At 62.5% G+C, this 17302-nt stretch carries 16 protein-coding genes and 1 tRNA gene; 10 read left to right on the forward strand and 7 right to left on the reverse strand.

What is annotated here, in order from left to right:
• From AWB82_RS34430 to AWB82_RS34440, 3 genes are all read right to left on the reverse strand, one after another.
• On the reverse strand, window positions 1–1101 hold a 1101-nt coding region (locus tag AWB82_RS34430), incomplete at its 3' end, for an HlyC/CorC family transporter (protein ID WP_096031484.1).
• Window positions 1102–1244: 143 nt separating this feature from the next.
• Window positions 1245–1321 (reverse strand) — tRNA-Pro (locus AWB82_RS34435).
• A gap of 41 nt (window positions 1322–1362) precedes the next feature.
• A complete protein-coding gene (locus AWB82_RS34440) occupies window positions 1363–2355 on the reverse strand; it encodes a polyprenyl synthetase family protein (RefSeq protein WP_086973748.1) in 993 nt (330 codons plus the stop codon).
• A 284-nt stretch (window positions 2356–2639) separates the two neighbouring features.
• On the opposite strand from AWB82_RS34440, the gene rplU reads away from it, so the two are divergent.
• The 4 genes from rplU (at window position 2640) to proB (ending at window position 5625) form a co-directional block, all read left to right on the forward strand.
• Entirely contained in the window at window positions 2640–2951 is a 312-nt protein-coding gene (gene rplU / locus AWB82_RS34445) for a 50S ribosomal protein L21 (protein ID WP_008342953.1), read from the forward strand.
• A 24-nt stretch (window positions 2952–2975) separates the two neighbouring features.
• Entirely contained in the window at window positions 2976–3236 is a 261-nt protein-coding gene (rpmA, locus tag AWB82_RS34450) for a 50S ribosomal protein L27 (protein ID WP_086973749.1), read from the forward strand.
• A gap of 146 nt (window positions 3237–3382) precedes the next feature.
• A complete protein-coding gene (cgtA, locus tag AWB82_RS34455) occupies window positions 3383–4486 on the forward strand; it encodes an Obg family GTPase CgtA (protein ID WP_086973750.1) in 1104 nt (367 codons plus the stop codon).
• Between the two features lie 20 nt (window positions 4487–4506).
• Complete coding sequence (gene proB, locus AWB82_RS34460; RefSeq protein ID WP_086973761.1) at window positions 4507–5625, forward strand: glutamate 5-kinase; 1119 nt, start codon at window positions 4507–4509, stop codon at window positions 5623–5625.
• 69 nt (window positions 5626–5694) lie between these two features.
• On the opposite strand, the gene AWB82_RS34465 is transcribed toward proB, so the two are convergent.
• Together AWB82_RS34465 and AWB82_RS34470 are read right to left on the reverse strand one after the other, a co-directional pair.
• Complete coding sequence (locus AWB82_RS34465) at window positions 5695–6297, reverse strand: CNP1-like family protein (RefSeq protein WP_086973762.1); 603 nt, start codon at window positions 6295–6297, stop codon at window positions 5695–5697.
• A 123-nt stretch (window positions 6298–6420) separates the two neighbouring features.
• Window positions 6421–7062 (reverse strand): RNA pyrophosphohydrolase, encoded by a 642-nt coding sequence (locus tag AWB82_RS34470; RefSeq protein ID WP_086973751.1) that lies wholly within the window; start codon window positions 7060–7062, stop codon window positions 6421–6423.
• A 222-nt stretch (window positions 7063–7284) separates the two neighbouring features.
• Here AWB82_RS34470 and AWB82_RS34480 point away from each other — a divergent pair, with 222 nt between their 5' ends.
• Together AWB82_RS34480 and AWB82_RS34485 are read left to right on the forward strand one after the other, a co-directional pair.
• On the forward strand, window positions 7285–9021 hold the full coding sequence (locus AWB82_RS34480; protein WP_086973752.1) for a proline--tRNA ligase: 1737 nt from the start codon (window positions 7285–7287) through the stop codon (window positions 9019–9021).
• Window positions 9021–9620 carry a MarC family protein gene (locus AWB82_RS34485; protein ID WP_086973753.1) on the forward strand — a complete coding sequence of 200 codons (600 nt, stop codon included), beginning with the start codon at window positions 9021–9023 and terminating at the stop codon, window positions 9618–9620. The genes AWB82_RS34480 and AWB82_RS34485 overlap by 1 nt, the downstream gene beginning before the upstream one ends.
• Window positions 9621–9661: 41 nt before the next feature.
• Here AWB82_RS34485 and AWB82_RS34490 read toward each other — a convergent pair whose 3' ends face one another.
• Together AWB82_RS34490 and ffh are read right to left on the reverse strand one after the other, a co-directional pair.
• Window positions 9662–10213, reverse strand: a complete 552-nt coding sequence (locus tag AWB82_RS34490; RefSeq protein WP_086973754.1) for a hypoxanthine-guanine phosphoribosyltransferase — start codon at window positions 10211–10213, stop codon at window positions 9662–9664.
• Window positions 10214–10329: 116 nt separating this feature from the next.
• A complete protein-coding gene (gene ffh / locus AWB82_RS34495; protein ID WP_086973755.1) occupies window positions 10330–11697 on the reverse strand; it encodes a signal recognition particle protein in 1368 nt (455 codons plus the stop codon).
• A 110-nt stretch (window positions 11698–11807) separates the two neighbouring features.
• Here ffh and AWB82_RS34500 point away from each other — a divergent pair, with 110 nt between their 5' ends.
• The 4 genes from AWB82_RS34500 to AWB82_RS34515 all read left to right on the forward strand — a co-directional run bounded on the left by AWB82_RS34500 (window position 11808) and on the right by AWB82_RS34515 (window position 17255).
• Window positions 11808–12716: a cytochrome C assembly family protein gene (locus tag AWB82_RS34500; RefSeq protein ID WP_086973756.1), complete on the forward strand. Its 909-nt coding sequence runs from the start codon at window positions 11808–11810 to the stop codon at window positions 12714–12716.
• A 28-nt stretch (window positions 12717–12744) separates the two neighbouring features.
• Entirely contained in the window at window positions 12745–13071 is a 327-nt protein-coding gene (locus tag AWB82_RS34505; RefSeq protein WP_086973757.1) for a PP0621 family protein, read from the forward strand.
• Window positions 13068–13670, forward strand: coding sequence for a 1,6-anhydro-N-acetylmuramyl-L-alanine amidase AmpD (gene ampD, locus AWB82_RS34510; protein WP_086973758.1), 603 nt, complete (start codon window positions 13068–13070; stop codon window positions 13668–13670). The genes AWB82_RS34505 and ampD overlap by 4 nt, the downstream gene beginning before the upstream one ends.
• Window positions 13671–14243: 573 nt before the next feature.
• The gene (locus AWB82_RS34515; protein WP_086973759.1) at window positions 14244–17255 is read left to right on the forward strand and encodes a ribonucleoside-diphosphate reductase subunit alpha; all 3012 of its coding nucleotides are present in this window, start codon (window positions 14244–14246) and stop codon (window positions 17253–17255) included.
• The last annotated feature ends 47 nt before the right edge of the window (window positions 17256–17302 follow it).

Raw genomic sequence — 17302 nt, forward strand, 5'->3', positions numbered from 1 at the left:
CAGATGCAGCCAGCGATTCAGTTCGCGCAGCGGCATGCTGCCCGCCACGATGCACTCCCCGTCTTCGTTCCAGCCGCCGCGCGAACCGGTGCCGCGCGGGATCGTCGTCGTAAATTCGCCGATCAGTTCCTCGATGATGTCTTCCGGCGTGACGAGCCCCTGCAATTCGCCGTATTCGTCGACCACGATCGCGATGCGGTGGCCGCTTTCCTGGAAGTACTGCAACTGCTGAAAGACGGGCGTACCGGCGGGCACGAAATAAGGTTCGGTGAGCAGTTCACGCAGGGTGTCGCGCTCTAGTTCCTGGTTATGCAGCGCCGAGAGCGTCTTGCGGACGTGAAGAATGCCGAGCACGCGATCGATGTCGCCCTGAAACACGACGAGCTTGTTGTGATAGCACGTCTCAAGCTGATGCAGGATCTGCTCGAAGGGCGCGTCGAAGTCGAGCGCCTCGATGCGCCGGCGCGGAATCATCACGTCGTCGACGGTGATGTTCTCCAGATCGAACAGATTGAGCAGGATGCTGCGGTGCTTGGTCGGCATGAAGCTGCCGGTTTCCAGCACGATGGTGCGCAGTTCTTCGGGCGAAATCCGCTGATCGCGCTTGTTTTTCGTGTTGATGTGCAGCGCGGCGAGCGTCGCGTTGGCGAACAGATTGACGAACCAGATGAGCGGCCGCGCGATGCGCATGAGCGGCGCGAGCACGAGGCTCGCCGGCAGCGCGACTTTCTCGGGATAGGTTGCGCCGACGATTTTCGGCGCGATCTCTGCGAACACGATGATCAAAAACGCGATGACACCGGTCGTGATCGACAGGACGAGATTGTTATGGCCGAACGTGCGCAGCGCGATCGATGTCGTGAGCACCGGAATGATCGTGTTGATCAGGTTGTTGCCGATCAGGATGACGGAGAGAAGCTGATCGGTCTTCGCGAGCAGGCCTTGCGTCGTGCGGGCGCGTAGCGACCCCTTGCTTGCCAGATATTTCAGTCGATGGCGATTGAGCGCCATCATCGACGTTTCGGAAATCGAGAAGAAACCGGAAAGGAAGAGGAGCAGAAAAATGGCGCAAATTTGCGCCCATAAGGGAAGGTTGTCCACGCGGTGATCGAGTAGGGGCGGAGATGGGAGGCAATATAGCAGACGGGCCGGCAAGCCCGCCCTCGGCCTTTTGGCCAGCGTACGCGGTTTTGTCGCCGGAAATAAAAAACCCGCATGGCGGACCATGCGGGTTTTTGCAATTCTGGTCGGGGTGAGAGGATTCGAACCTCCGGCCTCTACGTCCCGAACGTAGCGCTCTACCAGGCTAAGCTACACCCCGAATTTGACCAAACTTGGACTCGTTCGCCGTTTCTGTCTCGTTTAAGACTGCCGCGACGTCGAGTAAGAACATAATTCTAGCAGGCTCTCTTTATAGATGGAAGAGGGAAATGCAGAAATTGCATTAGCCGCTGCCTGAGCTTCCTTTCGCGCGCATTCCAGCGTGTGATCGAGCGCGCCGGACGTGGTGATTGCGTGGAAAATTGTCTCGAAGCGATCCGTGCCGCCTTGCTCGATCGCTTCGCGCGCGAGCGCCGCCTGATCCGGTGTGCCGTGCTCCATCAGATAAATGAGCGGCAACGTGGGCTTGCCTTCGCGCAGATCGTCGCCGGCGTTCTTGCCCATCGATTCGGGCGTGCCGGTGTAGTCGAGCCAGTCGTCCATGATCTGGAACGCCGTGCCGATGCGCCGGCCGAATTCAGCCGCCGCCGCTTCGGTGCGCGCGTCCGCGCCCGAAAGAACCGCGCCGAGCTGCGCCGCCGCTTCGAACAGCTTTGCCGTCTTGTAGCGGATCACCTGCATGTAGCGCGCTTCGTCCACGTCCGGGTCGTGCATGTTGAGCAACTGCAGCACTTCGCCTTCGGAAATGATGTTCGTGGCGACGGACAAAATTTCCATGACGCGCATCTTGCCGACACTCACCATCATCTCGAACGAGCGCGAATACAGGAAGTCGCCGACGAGCACGCTCGCGGCATTGCCGAATAGCGCGTTCGCGGTCTTGCGGCCGCGCCGCAGATCGGATTCGTCGACGACGTCGTCGTGCAGCAGCGTCGCCGTGTGGATGAACTCCACCACGGCCGCCAGTTCGTGACGATGTCCGGTCGTGTCGCCGAGCGCGCCCGAGACGAGAAGCAGCAACGCCGGCCGCAACCGCTTGCCGCCCGCGCCGATGATGTACTCCGAAATCTGGTTGATCAGCATCACTTCTGATGCCAGGCGCTGCCGGATGACGCGATTGACCTGCTGCATGTCCTCGGCAATCGGGGCGAGCAGAGCGGCGGCGTTGGGGGAGGAAGTGGCGGTGGACGACATGATCGGCGATAAGGGTAATCCGGCGGATTATAAGGCGAATCCGACGGGCGCCGGGTGCTCGGGTGTGCCGATTCGTGCGAGGTCGGCGAAATTCAGACAAGATTCGCTTCGTCTTCGCCGAGGTTCGGGCCCGAATCGCGCATCGCGCCGGCCGCGCGGGAATGGTAGCGGCGCTTTGACGTGGCGCCTAACTCTATGTATAATCGCGTGTTTTCCCCGCGTGGTGCGTGGGAAATGTTGAAGCTTCCCGCGCAAGCGGGAAAGAATTTTGAGTGAGGTTCTCAATGTACGCGGTCATAAAAACCGGCGGCAAGCAGTATAAGGTTGCCGTTGGCGAAAAATTGAAAGTAGAACAGATACCGGCAGACATTGACGCTGAAATCACGCTCGACCAGGTTCTCGCAGTAGGCGAAGGCGAATCGATTCAGTTCGGTACGCCGCTGGTCAGTGGGGCTTCCGTCAAAGCTACCGTCGTGTCTCAAGGTCGTCACAAAAAAGTGACCATCTTCAAGATGCGTCGCCGGAAGCACTACCAAAAGCACGCTGGCCATCGCCAGAACTACACCGAACTGCGCATCGACGCGATCAACGCGTAAGCGCAACGGTAAGGAGCTAAGCAAATGGCACACAAAAAAGCAGGCGGGTCTTCCCGCAACGGCCGCGACTCCGAGTCGAAACGCCTCGGTGTGAAGGTGTTCGGCGGCCAAGCAATCAACGCAGGCGGCATCATCGTTCGCCAGCGCGGCACGCGCATGCACCCGGGTGAGAATGTCGGCATCGGCAAGGATCACACGCTGTTCGCGCTGGCCGACGGTCACGTCAAGTTCGTGACCAAGGGCGCTGCGCGGAAGCACACGGTCGTCGTCGTCCCGGCAGCGTAAATTTTACGCACGGGCTTCAGGACCGAGGAAATGGCCCCGCGGAGTTCGCGGGGCCATTTTTATTTGGTGCAGTCGAAAATCGGTTATGCATGACCGCATTAGCGGGTCGCGGCAAAATAGAGTGAATACACGGGACGGAGCAACGCATGAAGTTCATTGACGAAGCGAGGATTGAAGTCATCGCCGGCGACGGAGGAGATGGCAGCGCGTCGATGCGCCGCGAAAAGTTCGTTCCGTTCGGCGGACCGGACGGCGGCGACGGCGGCCGCGGCGGCAGCGTCTACGCGATCGGCGATCGCAATATCAACACGCTGATCGACTACCGGTTCTCCAAGAAGCATCAGGCGCGCAACGGCGAAAACGGCCGCGGCGCGGATTGCTACGGCAAGGGCGGCGAAGACATCACGCTGCGCATGCCGGTTGGCACGATAATTTCGGATCAGGAAACGGGCGAGATCATCGCCGACCTGACCGAGCACAATCAGCAGGTATTGATCGCGCAAGGCGGCGCGGGCGGCCTCGGCAACCTGCATTTCAAGTCCAGCACGAACCGCGCGCCGCGTCAGAAAACCGACGGCAAGCCGGGCGAGCGCAGCATGCTCAGGCTCGAACTGAAAGTGCTCGCCGACGTCGGTCTGCTCGGCATGCCGAACGCCGGAAAGTCCACGTTCATTTCGTCGGTGTCGAACGCGCGGCCGAAGATCGCGGATTATCCGTTCACGACGCTGGCCCCGAATCTGGGCGTGGTGCGCGTCGGGCCGAGCAAGAGCTTCGTCATCGCGGATATCCCCGGCCTGATCGAAGGCGCGGCGGAAGGCGCGGGGCTCGGGCATCGATTCCTGCGCCATCTGCAGCGCACGGGCGTGCTGCTGCATCTCGTCGACATGGCGCCGTTCGATGAAAACGTCGATCCGGTCGCGGAAGCGAAGGCCATCGTCAACGAATTGCGCAAGTACGACGAGGCGCTTTTCGAGAAGCCGCGCTGGCTCGTGCTGAACAAGCTCGACATGGTGCCGGAAGACGAGCGCGAGGCGCGCATCGCCGATTTCGTCGAGCGATTCGAGTGGGACGGTCCGGTGTTCGAGATTTCGGCGCTCACGGGGCAGGGCTGCGAAGCGCTCATCTACGCGATCTACGATTACATCTCGCAGAATTCGGATGCATCGCGCGCGGCGGAAGCGGAAGATCTCGCCGCCGACGTGCGCTTTCGCGACGATGGCATCAAGCCGGCCAATCAAGACGACGAATAACGACGGGGAGAATGCGCACGATGCGTTCGGTCATCGCCGCTGCGAAGCGAATCGTAGTGAAAGTGGGGTCCAGCCTCGTCACCAATGACGGTCGCGGGCTCGACCATGCGGCAATTTCTCGCTGGGCGTCGCAGATCGCGGCGCTGCGCGAGCAGGGCAAGGAAGTCGTGCTCGTGAGCTCGGGTGCCATCGCGGAAGGCATTCACCGGCTCGGCTGGACGAAGCGGCCGCGCGAAATCGACGAATTGCAGGCCGCGGCCGCGGTCGGGCAAATGGGCCTCGCGCAAGTCTACGAAAGCAGCTTCGGCGCGCACGGCATTCGCACCGCGCAGATTTTGCTCACGCACGCCGATCTCGCCGATCGCGAACGATATCTCAACGCGCGCTCGACGTTGCTCACGCTGCTGCGCCTGGGCGCGGTGCCGATCATCAACGAGAACGACACGGTCATCACCGACGAAATCAAGTTCGGCGACAACGACACGCTCGGCGCGCTCGTCGCGAACCTGATCGAAGGCGATGCGCTCGTCATTCTCACCGATCAGCGCGGGCTTTTCACCGCCGATCCGCGCAAGGATCCGAACGCGACGCTCGTCGAGCAGGCCGATGCCGGCACGCCCGAACTCGAACAGATGGCGGGCGGCGCGGGTTCGAGTCTCGGACGCGGCGGCATGCTGACCAAGATTCTCGCGGCGAAGCGCGCGGCGCACAGCGGCGCGAACACGGTGATTGCGAGCGGCCGCGAAGCCGACGTGCTCACGCGCCTCGCATCGGGCGAAATGATCGGCACGCAACTCATCGCGCGCACCGCACGCATCGCGGCGCGCAAGCAGTGGATGGCGGATCACTTGCAGGTGCGCGGCCACGTCGTGATCGACAAGGGCGCGGTCAACAAGCTCACCGCCGACGGCAAGAGCCTTCTGCCGATCGGCGTGGTCGACGTGAAGGGCGCGTTCGATCGAGGCGAAGTGATCGCATGCGTCGACGATCAAGGGCAGGAAGTCGCGCGCGGCATCACGAACTACAGCAGTGCGGAAGCGCGTCTGATTCATCGGCGGCCGAGCGGTGAAATCGAATCCGTGCTCGGCTACATGCTGGAGCCGGAACTGATCCATCGCGACAATCTGGTGCTCGTCTAAGCCGCAACGCGAAAGAAAAAGCCCGCTGAGCCGAAAGGCCAGCGGGCTTTGTCATATCCGAAAGCCGCATCAGCGCAGATTGATCGAGCTCTGCGTGCGCTTGTATTCCATGTTGTTGACGATCTGCTTCGCCGTGCCGACCGGCAGCTTGCTCGTGCAGAAGTAATCCTGATAGAGCGCCGCCTGATACGCGTTCAGCTCGCCGTTTTCGATGCGCTTGAACTCGAACGCGGACCCCTGATCCCAGCCGTTCTGATCGTCGTTGATGCTTGCGTAACGACGCCACTCGTAGGTGTCGCAACGAATGCCTTCGTAGTTGACGTTGCGCGCGCCCGCCGGGCTCGTTGCAACGACCACGTAACGCACGACGCCATCCTTGCCGACCGTGAGCGTCGTCTTGTCGACGGCGAAGGTGAGCGGCGTATTCTGCGAGACGTTGAACGCGATGAGATTCGACGCTTGCGGCAGCGGCGGCATCGCGTCGATCTTTTCCTCGGCCCAGGTTGTTTTGCGGTCGAGCAGATAGGTGAACACGCCGTCGTCCTGCGTGGCCAGTGCCTTGTTGCTGGAGCAGCCGGCGAGCACGGCGAGCGCCGCCGCGGATGCCGCGATTACCGCGAGTGAGGCATTCACTTTCAATTGGGTCTTCCCGAAAAACATGCGCGCGGGCATCATGCGCCCGCCCGGCGGAACAAAGCGAGATGGCACGGCGAGAAGTTCGCCGTGCCATCGATCGAAGTCGTGCTGAGTGTCAAAGTGTGCGATGAACCGCAGCGATCGGTCGCACGCCCGGTCTCACGACGAGCGATGCACGATCACGTGCAGTTCTTCGCTGACCGTGCATTCTGCCTGAACTGCCGCGCCGGAGGCAGTTACAGCAGGTGCTTCGATCGTCATCGTCTGGACGACGCGTGGATAGCGCAGTCCGTGCGCGGCCCGCTCGCCGCGTTCACCGCGGGAGGTGGTACGCCGCAGGAAGCGCGACAGCTCGGAGAGAGCCATTTGATAAACGTCGCGCTTGAACTCGATGACCGCATCTAGCGGTACCCAATACTCGTTCCAACGCCAGGCATCGAACTCCGGATGGTCCGTCGCACGCAGGCAGATGTCGCAATCGCGGCCCACCATGCGCAGCAGAAACCAGATCTGTTTCTGACCGCGATAATGTCCGCGCACCTCGCGCTTGATGAACTTGTCCGGCACCTCATAACGCAGCCAGTCGCGCGTGCGACCGACAACTTTTACGTGCTCCGGTAGCAGGCCGGTTTCTTCGTGTAACTCCCGATACATCGCTTGCACAGGGGTCTCACCATATTTGATGCCCCCTTGCGGAAACTGCCAGGAATGTTCACGCAGCCGCTTGCCCCAAAACACTTCGTTGCGCGCGTTCAAGAGGATGATGCCGACGTTCGGGCGAAAGCCTTCACGATCCAGCATACAGCCACCTTCAAATCCTTTAAAATTGCTTTGATTATAAACAGTTATCGGCCTCGACGCACTGGCACGAACCCCAATTCGGGGCATCCGTGTGAATGTCTTTGCCAGAGCAACCGGCAGGCGGCAAAATCTTCTTTCTCGCCGGTCGTTCCGTCGTTCACCTTGATACGCCTGCTTCGGCGCTATGGCAGCACCGAAGCGCGCCGCATTTGGAAAATTTGAATGAAAGCATCCCGTTTCTTCATCGGCACCCTGAAGGAAGCGCCCGCCGACGCCGAGATCGTCAGCCACAAGCTGATGATGCGCGCCGGCATGATCCGCCGTGTCGCGGGCGGTATCTACGATTACATGCCGATCGGTTTGCGCTCGGTGCGCAAGGTCGAAGCCATCGTACGTGAAGAGATGAACCGCGCGGGCGCGCTCGAATTGCTGATGCCCGCTGTGCAGCCCGCCGAACTGTGGCAGGAGTCGGGCCGCTGGGAACAGTACGGTCCGGAACTGCTGCGCTTCAAGGATCGCCACGAGCGCGATTTCGTGATGGGCCCGACGCACGAGGAAGTCGTGACGGACATCGCGCGCCGCGACATCAAGAGCTATCGCCAGTTGCCGGTGAACTTCTATCAGATTCAAACGAAGTTCCGCGACGAGATCCGTCCGCGCTTCGGCGTGATGCGCGGCCGCGAGTTCATCATGAAGGACGCCTATTCCTTCGACAAAGACCTCGACGGCCTCGCCGAGTCGTATCGCAAGATGTACGAAGCTTACGTGCGCATCTTCACGCGCATCGGCCTGGAGTTCCGCGCGGTCGCGGCGGACAACGGTTCGATCGGCGGTAGCGGCTCGCATGAATTCCACGTGATCGCCGAAACGGGCGAGGACGATATCGCGTATTGCCCGAGCTCGGACTTCGCGGCGAACGTCGAAGCCGCCGATGCGCTGCCGCTCATCGCGCAACGCGCCGCGCCGACTGAAGCGCTGAAAAAGACGCCGACGCCCGGCGCCGCGAAATGCGAGGCGGTCGCGCAGCTTTTGAACATTCCGCTTGAGCGCACGATCAAGTCGATCGTTCTGGCCACCGAAAACGAAGGCGCGGAGCCGACCATCTGGCTGTTGATGCTGCGCGGCGATCATTCGCTCAACGACATCAAGACGAGCAAGCTGCCGGGTCTGAAAGGCTATCGCTTCGCGACGGAAGCCGAGATCGTCGAATGGTTCGGCACGCCGCCGGGCTATCTCGGCCCGATCGGCACCAAGAAGCCGGTGCGCGTGATCGCGGATCGCACGGTCGCGAACATGAGCGACTTCGTGGTCGGCACGAACGAGGTGGATTACCACACGACCGGCGTGAACTGGGGCCGCGATCTGCCCGAGCCGGAAGTGGCGGATATCCGCAACGTCGTCGCGGGCGATCCGTCGCCGGACGGCAAAGGCACGCTCGAAATCTGCCGTGGCATCGAAGTGGGCCACGTGTTCCAACTCGGCACGAAGTATTCCGATTCGATGGGCGCAACCTTCCTCGACGAGAACGGCAAGCCCGCGCCGATGCAGATGGGCTGCTACGGCATTGGCGTGACGCGCGTGCTGGGCGCGGCGATCGAACAGAACTTCGATGACCGCGGCATCATCTGGCCGGAAGCCATCGCGCCGTTCGAAGTCGTGATCTGCCCGATGGGCTACGACCGCAGCGACGCCGTGCGTGAGCAGGCCGACAAGCTGTACGCCACGCTGCAGCAAGCGGGCATCGACGTGATCCTCGACGATCGCGGCGAGCGTCCGGGCGTGATGTTCGCTGACTGGGAACTGATCGGCGTGCCGCATCGCGTCGTGATCGGCGATCGCGGGCTGAAGGAAGGCAAGCTGGAATATCAGGGCCGCCGCGATGCCGAAGCCACGCTGCTGCCGGTCGATGAAGCGGCCGGCGTCGTGCTGGGCAAGGTGCGCGCCGCGCTCGGGAAGTAATGCAGTACAACTTCCTGTCCGCGACGATCCTTCTATTGCTGATCACCGATCCGCTCGGCAACATTCCGATCTTCATCAACGCGCTGCGCAACGTCGCCAAAGAGCGGCGTCGCGTGGTCGTGCTGCGCGAAGTGGCGATCGCGTTCGTCATTCTGCTGGTGTTCATGCTGGCGGGCGATCGCTTCCTGCGCGCGATGAATCTCACCGATGTGTCGTTGCGTATCGCGGGCGGCATCGTGCTGTTTCTGATCGCGCTGCGCATGATCTTTCCGCATCCGGATGGCGCCATGGGCGGCGATTCTCGCGGCGGCGAGCCGCTGATCGTGCCGCTCGCGATTCCGGCGCTGGCGGGACCGTCGGCGCTCGCTACGGTGATGCTGCTGACGTCGCAAGCGCCCGGCAAGATGTTCGAATGGATCGGCGCGCTCTCGGTGACGATGATCGTCTGCGCGATCGTGCTGATTCTCGCCGAGAAGATTCAGCAATGGCTCGGCGAGCGCGTGGTGACGGCCTTCGAACGCTTGATGGGACTCGTGCTGGTCGCGATTTCCGTCGAGATGATGTTGACGGGCATACGCACTTTCGTGCATCAGCTATAAAAAAAGCGGCCTCGGCCGCTTTTTCTTTGTGTGGGCGCGGATCACGCGCCTTCGGTCAATGCCCGAATCGTCGGCAAATTGCGCCAGTAACCCTTCGCGTCCATCCCGCAGCCGAACACATAGCGGTCCGGCACCTCGAATCCGCAAAAATCCGGACGCAGCGGTTTCGCCTTCGGGATGATCTTTTCGCACAGCACCGCGGACAGAAACGTCTTCGCGCCCATCGCCATGATCCGATCGCGGATCGCGGCCATTGTTTCGCCTTCGTCGAGGATGTCGTCGAGCACGAGCACCACGCGATCCTTCACCGATTCCGCCGGCGCCACGCGCCATTGCATCTCGCTGCCGCCCTTGATGGCGTTGCGATAGCGCGTCAGGTGGATGTAATCGAACTCTAGCGGGAAGTCGAGATGCGGCAGCAGCATGCCCGTGAACACGGCCGCGCCCCCCATGACGGAGAGCACGAGCGGGAAGTCGTCTTTCGTCGCGGCCTTGATGGCCGAAGCCATCGTGCCGATCGACGCGTTGACTTCGTCAGCCGTCACGATCTCTTCGGAGTGGCTGTAAATATGGAGAGCTTCTTCGCGATTCATAGGGAAAGCGGGGGAGAGGCTGACTTCTCAGTGTGGAAAAAAACGGCGTCGTGCGCCACATGATAAACCCGCGCGCCGCGTCGGGCGAAGGGAGCGCGGGCCGGGTGAGCTGCGTGTCAGCGCATGCCGGGCAGCATGCCCTTCATGCCGCGCATCATTTTCTGCATGTTGCCGCCCTTCAGCTTCTTCATCATGCCGCGCATCTGCTCGTACTGATTGAGCATGCGGTTCACTTCCTGCACGTGCACACCGGCGCCCGCGGCGATGCGGCGCTTGCGCGCAGCCTTGATGAGTTCGGGTTTCGCGCGTTCCTTCAGCGTCATCGAGTTGATGATGCCTTCCATGCGGCGCATCTGCTTTTCGGCGTTGTTCATGTCCGCGCCTTGCGCGGCCTGCTGGAACTGCGCGGGCAGCTTGTCCATGAGCGACGAGAGGCCGCCCATTTTCTTCATCTGCGACAACTGCGCCTTGAAGTCGTTCAGATCGAAGTCGCCGCCTTTCTTGACCTTGTCGGCGAGCTTTTGCGCAGCTTGCTGGTCGACGCCACGCTGCGCTTCCTCGACGAGCGCGAGAATGTCGCCCATGCCGAGAATCCGGTTCGCCATGCGATCCGGATGGAAGACTTCGAGGCCGTCGAGCTTTTCCGCGACGCCGACGAACTTGATCGGCTTGCCGGTGATATGGCGCACGGAAAGCGCCGCGCCGCCGCGCGAATCGCCGTCGAGCTTGGTGAGCACCACGCCGGTGAGCGGCAGCGCGTCGTTGAACGCCTTCGCGGTGTTGACCGCGTCCTGGCCGAGCATGGCGTCGACGACGAAGAGCGTTTCGGCGGGCTTGAGCAGCGCGTGCAGCTCGCTGATCTCGTTCATCATCGCTTCGTCGATACCGAGACGGCCGGCCGTATCGACGATCACGACGTCGTGATAGTGACGCTTTGCCCAGTCGATCGCCGCGCGCGCGATGTCCGCAGGTTTCTGATTCGGCTCCGACGGGAAGAAGTCCGCGCCGACCTGTTCGGTCACCGTTTGCAACTGGCGGATAGCGGCGGGGCGATACACGTCGACGGAAACGGTGAGCACCTTCTTCTTGCTCGTTTCGCGCAAGAGCTTGGCGAGCTTGCCCGTCGTGGTGGTTTTACCCGCGCCCTGCAGACCGGCCATGAGGATGACCGCGGGCGGCGTGACGGCCAGATTCAGCTCGGCGGCCTTGCCTTCGTAATCGCCGCCGATCACCGCCGTGAGTTCCCTCTGGACGACGCCAACGAGCGCCTGACCCGGCGAGAGGCTCGACAGCACTTCCTCGCCGAGCGCCTTTTCCTTCACCTTTGCGATGAACTCGCGCACGACCGGCAGCGCGACGTCGGCTTCGAGCAGTGCCAGACGCACTTCCCGCAACATCTCTTGCGTGTTGGCCTCGGTGAGGCGAGCCTCGCCGCGCAGCGTCTTGACGACGCGCGCCATCCGTTGAGTCAGGTTATCGAGCATGGGGAACCGGTAGTGAATGCGGCCCTTTTTCAGCGAAAAACGACGTACCGCCCCGCGTCGCCGCAAGGGAGAAAACGTCGTGATTCAAGGGCCTAGTGTAAACTTCGAACATGGATATTGTACTGTATGCCCTCACTGCGTTTCTCTACGGCGGACTCGCCGTAGCGGGCTGGCGCGCGCATCGCCACACGGCCGCGGAGCCGGCGTTGGCCGGCGTGCCTTCGGGCATTGCAGCGCCGGCGACGCCCAGAAAGTCGCCGGACATGGGCGGACTGGGCCGCGCACTATTATTAGTAGCGTTGCTCGTGCACGGCCTCTTGCTGCACACGACGATCTTCCCCCAGAACGCGATGATCTTCGGCTTCGCGTTCGCGCTCTCCGCTATGTTCTGGCTCGGCGCGGGCATCTACTGGATCGAGAGCTTTTTCTTCCCGCTCGACGGACTGCGTCTGCTCGTGGTGCCGCTCGCGTGCGTCGCGTCGCTATTGCCGCTCGTCTTCGGCGGCGTGCGCGTGCTGTCGTACTCGGCCGCGCCGATGTTCAAGCTGCATTTCCTGATCGCGAACATCGCGTATGGCCTTTTCGCGATCGCCGCGCTGCACGCCGTGCTCATGCTGATGCTCGAACGCCGCCTGCAGCGCATGCGCGGCATGGCGACGCGTCATACCGGCAACGGCTGGCTCGCAAGCTGGCTCGACACGCTGCCGCCGCTTTTGACCCTCGAAAAGCTGCTGTTCCGGTTGATCGCGGCCGGCTTCGTGCTGCTTACGCTCACGCTCGTGTCGGGCATCGCGTTCAACGAACAACTGGTCGATCGCGCGCTGCGCTTCGATCACAAGACCGTGTTCGCCTTCGTTTCCTGGCTGATGTTCGGCGCGTTACTTACCGCGCGCCGCATCTCCGGGTGGCGCGGACGCGCCGCGTTGCGCTGGGTGCTGGCGTCGTTCGCCGCACTGCTCCTCGCGTATGTCGGCAGCCGCTTCGTGTTCGAAGTGCTGCTGCATCGCGCGGTCGTCTGAGCGTCTGAATCTTTCGGCATTTGAATCGATGCGAAATTTCTTCTTTCTGATCGTACTTTTCTTTCTGGGCCAGTGGCTTCTGAAGAAGCTGCGCCGCGCGAACGAGCGCGCGCAGCGGGGCGAGGCGCAAGCCGGCGGCGCGACCGCGGGCGGAGCGCATCGCGCCCGCAATGGCAACGGCGGCCATGACACGGCCGCCAGCACGCCGCAACTTTCCGATCCGCTCATCCGTTGCGCGCAATGCGGCGTGCACACGCCACGCAGCGAATCGATCGTCGTCGCGGGCGAGCGCTTCTGCTGCGCCGATCACGCGCGCCACTACGCGAGCCGTCCGACCGGACGCGACGCACGATGAACATGCACGTGCGCAGGCAGAGCGATCCGCATATCGACGCGCAAGGCTGGTTCACGAACGCGACGCGCCTGCCGTCGCCGAACTTCGAGGCGCGCCCGGGCAACGCGGCGCCGACGCTCGTCGTCGTACACAACATCAGCCTGCCGCCGGATGACTTCACGACGAACGCCGTCGCCGAGTTCTTTCTCAACAAGCTCGATCACGACGCGCATCCGTACTTCGATCATCTGCGTGGCATGCGCGTGTCGGCGCACTTCGTGATTCGTCGCGATGGCGCGATCGAGCAGTTCGTCTCCTGCGATGAACGCGCGTGGCACGCGGGCGTCTCGTCGTTCTGCGGACGCGAGCGCTGCAACGATTTCTCGATCGGCATCGAGCTGGAAGGCAGCGATCGCGTGCCCTTCGACGATGCGCAATACGACGCGCTCGCCGCGCTCGTGCGCGTCATCGTGAAGCGTTATCCGATCGATGCGGTGGCCGGTCACTCGGACATCGCGCCCGGCCGCAAGACCGATCCCGGCCCGCACTTCGAGTGGCCGCGTCTGCGTCACGACAGCGCGCTGCCGCCTTCATTCTTCCCGTTTCAATCCAACATCTGAGCGCTGCGTAAGGTCTTTCTCGTTGCGGCGCAGCAGCGTCGCGCGCGAGGCCTTGTCGCGCTTTGCGATAGCAAAAGTCAACCCCGCCACGGCAGACTCAGGGCAAATAAAACTTTTTGAGAGTGCGAGGTTGTCCACTATACTTGGTGCCGACAGACGTAATTTGCACTAGATCTTGTGTTGTTAACGCGGCGCCCGCTCCAATGAGCCGGCGCCGTTGGCTTTCCGGCGTAGAAGAAGTTTGGCTGGCCCGGGGCGATGCGCGAGACGGTTTCTCTTGGCGAGGAGAGAGGCGTCGGGCGCATCGGGCGCCAGCGAGCAGCACCGTGAAGAAGGCAAGCAAGCGAGCGCGAATTGCGTCGACCGACACCGTGCGCCAACGCGGGCACCGCATGAGACGCCAAGAAAAATGCGGGCCGTAAGCGCCGCGATTCGTGTTTTCAGCCTGCTGTATTCACAGCCCGGCTTGACCGCCAAACACCGCGCGACTTCCATGACGAGTTCGTGACGCGCGCGGCATAAGTGATAAATCCGCGGACCATCCGCACCAATCGAACACCAGGAGTTTTGCACATGCAAACCACCGAAAACGCCACGACTTCATTCGAAGGCGCATCCGCACAGCCCATGAGCGGTGCGCAGGGCGGGGGCGCTCAGGCGCTCGCGCCGAACACGACGTTTGCCGACTACAAGGTCATCCGTCGCAACGGAAGCGTGGTGTCGTTCGAGCCGACGAAAATCGCGATCGCCGTGACGAAGGCGTTCATCGCGGTGAACGGCGGTCAGGGCGCGGCTTCGGCGCGTGTGCGCGAGCTCGTCGAGCAACTGACGCAAGCCGTCGTGCGCTCGCTCGTGCGTAGCCGTCCGCATGGCGGCACGTTCCATATCGAAGACATTCAGGATCAGGTCGAACTCGCGCTGATGCGCGGCGGCGAGCACAACGTCGCGCGCGCCTACGTGCTGTATCGCGAGAAGCGCACGCAGCAGCGCTCGCAAGAGGGCGCGCAGGCGCAGAACGCGCAGCCGCACGAAGGCGCGATCAACGTGACGGACAACGGCGTCACGCGCCCGCTCGATCTCGATGCGCTGAAGTCGCTGATCGTCTCGGCATGCGCGAATCTGGGCGATGCTGTCTCCGCCGAGCCGATCGTCGCGGAAACGGTGAAGAACCTGTATGACGGCGTACCGATGTCGCAGGTCTACGACTCGGCCATTCTCGCCGCGCGCACGATGATCGAAAAAGATCCGGCGTACAGCCAGGTCACCGCGCGCATCCTGCTGCACACGATCCGCCGCGAAATTCTCCAGGACGAAGTGACGCAAGCCGAAATGGGCGAGCGTTACGCCGAATACTTCCCGCTGTTCATCAAGCGCGGCGTCGAAGCCGGCCTGCTGGATGAAAAGCTGCAACAGTTCGACCTCAAGCGCCTCGGCGCCGCGCTCGACCAGAACCGCGATCTGCAATTCGGCTATCTCGGCCTGCAGACGCTGTATGACCGCTACTTCCTGCACGTCGAAGGCGCGCGCATCGAGTTGCCGCAGGCATTTTTCATGCGCGTCGCGATGGGCCTGTCGCTCAACGAAATCGACCGTGAAGCGCGCGCCATCGAGTTCTACAACGTGCTGTCGTCGTTCGACTTCATGTCGTCGACGCCGACGCTGTTCAACTCGGGCACGCATCGCTCGCAATTGTCGTCGTGCTATCTGACGACGGTCGCCGACGATCTCGACGGCATCTACGAAGCACTCAAGGAAAACGCGCTGCTCTCGAAGTTCGCGGGCGGCCTCGGCAACGACTGGACGCGCGTGCGTGCGCTCGGCTCGCACATCAAGGGCACGAACGGCAAGTCGCAAGGCGTCGTGCCGTTCCTGAAGGTCGTGAACGACACGGCCGTCGCGGTGAATCAGGGCGGCAAGCGCAAGGGCGCGGTCTGCGCGTACCTGGAAACGTGGCACCTGGACATCGAGGAATTTCTCGAACTGCGCAAGAACACCGGCGATGACCGTCGCCGCACGCACGACATGAACACGGCGAACTGGATTCCCGATTTGTTCATGAAGCGCGTCGTCGAAGGCGGCGACTGGACGCTGTTCTCGCCGTCGACCTGCCCGGATCTGCACGATCTGTTCGGCGCGGACTTCGAAAAGGCGTACGTGGCTTACGAAGAGAAAGCCGCGCGTGGCGAAATCAAGCTGTTCAAGAAGCTGCCGGCTGCACAACTGTGGCGCAAGATGCTTGGCATGCTGTTCGAAACGGGCCATCCGTGGATCACGTTCAAGGACCCGTGCAATGTGCGTTCGCCGCAGCAGCACGTCGGCGTCGTGCACTCGTCGAACCTGTGCACGGAAATCACGCTGAACACGAGCGAGACGGAAATCGCCGTCTGCAATCTCGGCTCCGTGAACCTCGTCGCGCACATGATCAAGCAGGCCGACGGCAGCTACGCGCTGGATCACGCCAAGCTGAAGCGCACGATCAGCGTCGCGATGCGCATGCTCGACAACGTCATCGACATCAACTACTACGCGGTGCCGAAGGCGCGTAACTCGAACCTGAAGCATCGTCCGGTCGGCATGGGCATCATGGGCTTCCAGGACTGCCTGCATCTGCTGCGCACGCCGTATGCGTCGGGCGAGGCGGTCGAGTTCGCGGATCGCTCGATGGAAGCCGTCTGCTACTACGCGTATTACGCGTCGACGGAGCTCGCGGAAGAGCGCGGCCGTTACGCGACGTATCGCGGCTCGTTGTGGGATCGCGGCATTCTTCCGCAGGATTCGGTGAAGCTCCTGGCCGATGCGCGCGGCGGTTACGTCGAAGTCGATATGTCCGAATCGATGGACTGGACGCAACTGCGTTCGCGTATCTCGACCTACGGCATGCGCAACTCGAACTGCGTGGCGATCGCGCCGACGGCGACGATCTCGAACATCATCGGCGTGTCGGCGTGCATCGAGCCGACGTTCCAGAATCTGTACGTGAAGTCGAATCTGTCGGGCGAATTCACGGTCGTGAACGACTACCTCGTGCGTGACCTGAAGACGCGCGGCCTGTGGGACGAAGTGATGGTGTCGGATCTGAAGTACTTCGACGGCACGCTCTCGCGCATCGACCGCATTCCGGCCGATCTCCGCGCGATCTACGCGACCGCGTTCGAAGTCGATCCGAAGTGGCTCGTGGAAGCGGCGTCGCGCCGTCAGAAGTGGATCGATCAGGCGCAGTCGCTGAACATCTACATGGGCGGCGCGTCGGGCAAGAAGCTCGACGAGGTCTACAAGCTCGCGTGGATTCGCGGCCTCAAGACGACGTACTACCTTCGCACGATGGCGGCGACGCACGTCGAGAAGTCGACGGTCGCGCACGGCGCGCTGAACTCGGTGCCCTCGGGTGACGGCGGCAACGGTGCCGGCGGCAGTTTCGGTGGCGGCGTGAGCGGCGGCGCATCGGCGGCGGGCAACGGCGGCTTCAACGCTGCTGCTGCGGGCGCATCTGCAGTCGAGGCAGCGCCCGCGCCTGAAGCGGACGGCCCCGTCTGCATGATGCGTCCGGGCGATGCGGGCTTCGACGAGTGCGAGGCGTGCCAGTAAGGGTCGCTTGAGTCGATCGAGCCGGTCGGGCGGGCCGGCATCGGAGC

Origin of the sequence: Caballeronia glebae, from assembly GCF_001545035.1 — a bacterium.
Lineage (GTDB): Bacteria > Pseudomonadota > Gammaproteobacteria > Burkholderiales > Burkholderiaceae > Caballeronia > Caballeronia glebae.

Coding starts and splice junctions, on each gene's coding strand:
- AWB82_RS34440 (WP_086973748.1), bottom strand. CDS start 2,355: ATGTCGTCCACCGCCACTTCCTCCCCCAACGCCGCCGCTCTGCTCGCC.
- rplU (WP_008342953.1), top strand. CDS start 2,640: ATGTACGCGGTCATAAAAACCGGCGGCAAGCAGTATAAGGTTGCCGTT.
- rpmA (WP_086973749.1), top strand. CDS start 2,976: ATGGCACACAAAAAAGCAGGCGGGTCTTCCCGCAACGGCCGCGACTCC.
- cgtA (WP_086973750.1), top strand. CDS start 3,383: ATGAAGTTCATTGACGAAGCGAGGATTGAAGTCATCGCCGGCGACGGA.
- proB (WP_086973761.1), top strand. CDS start 4,507: ATGCGTTCGGTCATCGCCGCTGCGAAGCGAATCGTAGTGAAAGTGGGG.
- AWB82_RS34465 (WP_086973762.1), bottom strand. CDS start 6,297: ATGCCCGCGCGCATGTTTTTCGGGAAGACCCAATTGAAAGTGAATGCC.
- AWB82_RS34470 (WP_086973751.1), bottom strand. CDS start 7,062: ATGCTGGATCGTGAAGGCTTTCGCCCGAACGTCGGCATCATCCTCTTG.
- AWB82_RS34480 (WP_086973752.1), top strand. CDS start 7,285: ATGAAAGCATCCCGTTTCTTCATCGGCACCCTGAAGGAAGCGCCCGCC.
- AWB82_RS34485 (WP_086973753.1), top strand. CDS start 9,021: ATGCAGTACAACTTCCTGTCCGCGACGATCCTTCTATTGCTGATCACC.
- AWB82_RS34490 (WP_086973754.1), bottom strand. CDS start 10,213: ATGAATCGCGAAGAAGCTCTCCATATTTACAGCCACTCCGAAGAGATC.
- ffh (WP_086973755.1), bottom strand. CDS start 11,697: ATGCTCGATAACCTGACTCAACGGATGGCGCGCGTCGTCAAGACGCTG.
- AWB82_RS34500 (WP_086973756.1), top strand. CDS start 11,808: ATGGATATTGTACTGTATGCCCTCACTGCGTTTCTCTACGGCGGACTC.
- AWB82_RS34505 (WP_086973757.1), top strand. CDS start 12,745: ATGCGAAATTTCTTCTTTCTGATCGTACTTTTCTTTCTGGGCCAGTGG.
- ampD (WP_086973758.1), top strand. CDS start 13,068: ATGAACATGCACGTGCGCAGGCAGAGCGATCCGCATATCGACGCGCAA.
- AWB82_RS34515 (WP_086973759.1), top strand. CDS start 14,244: ATGCAAACCACCGAAAACGCCACGACTTCATTCGAAGGCGCATCCGCA.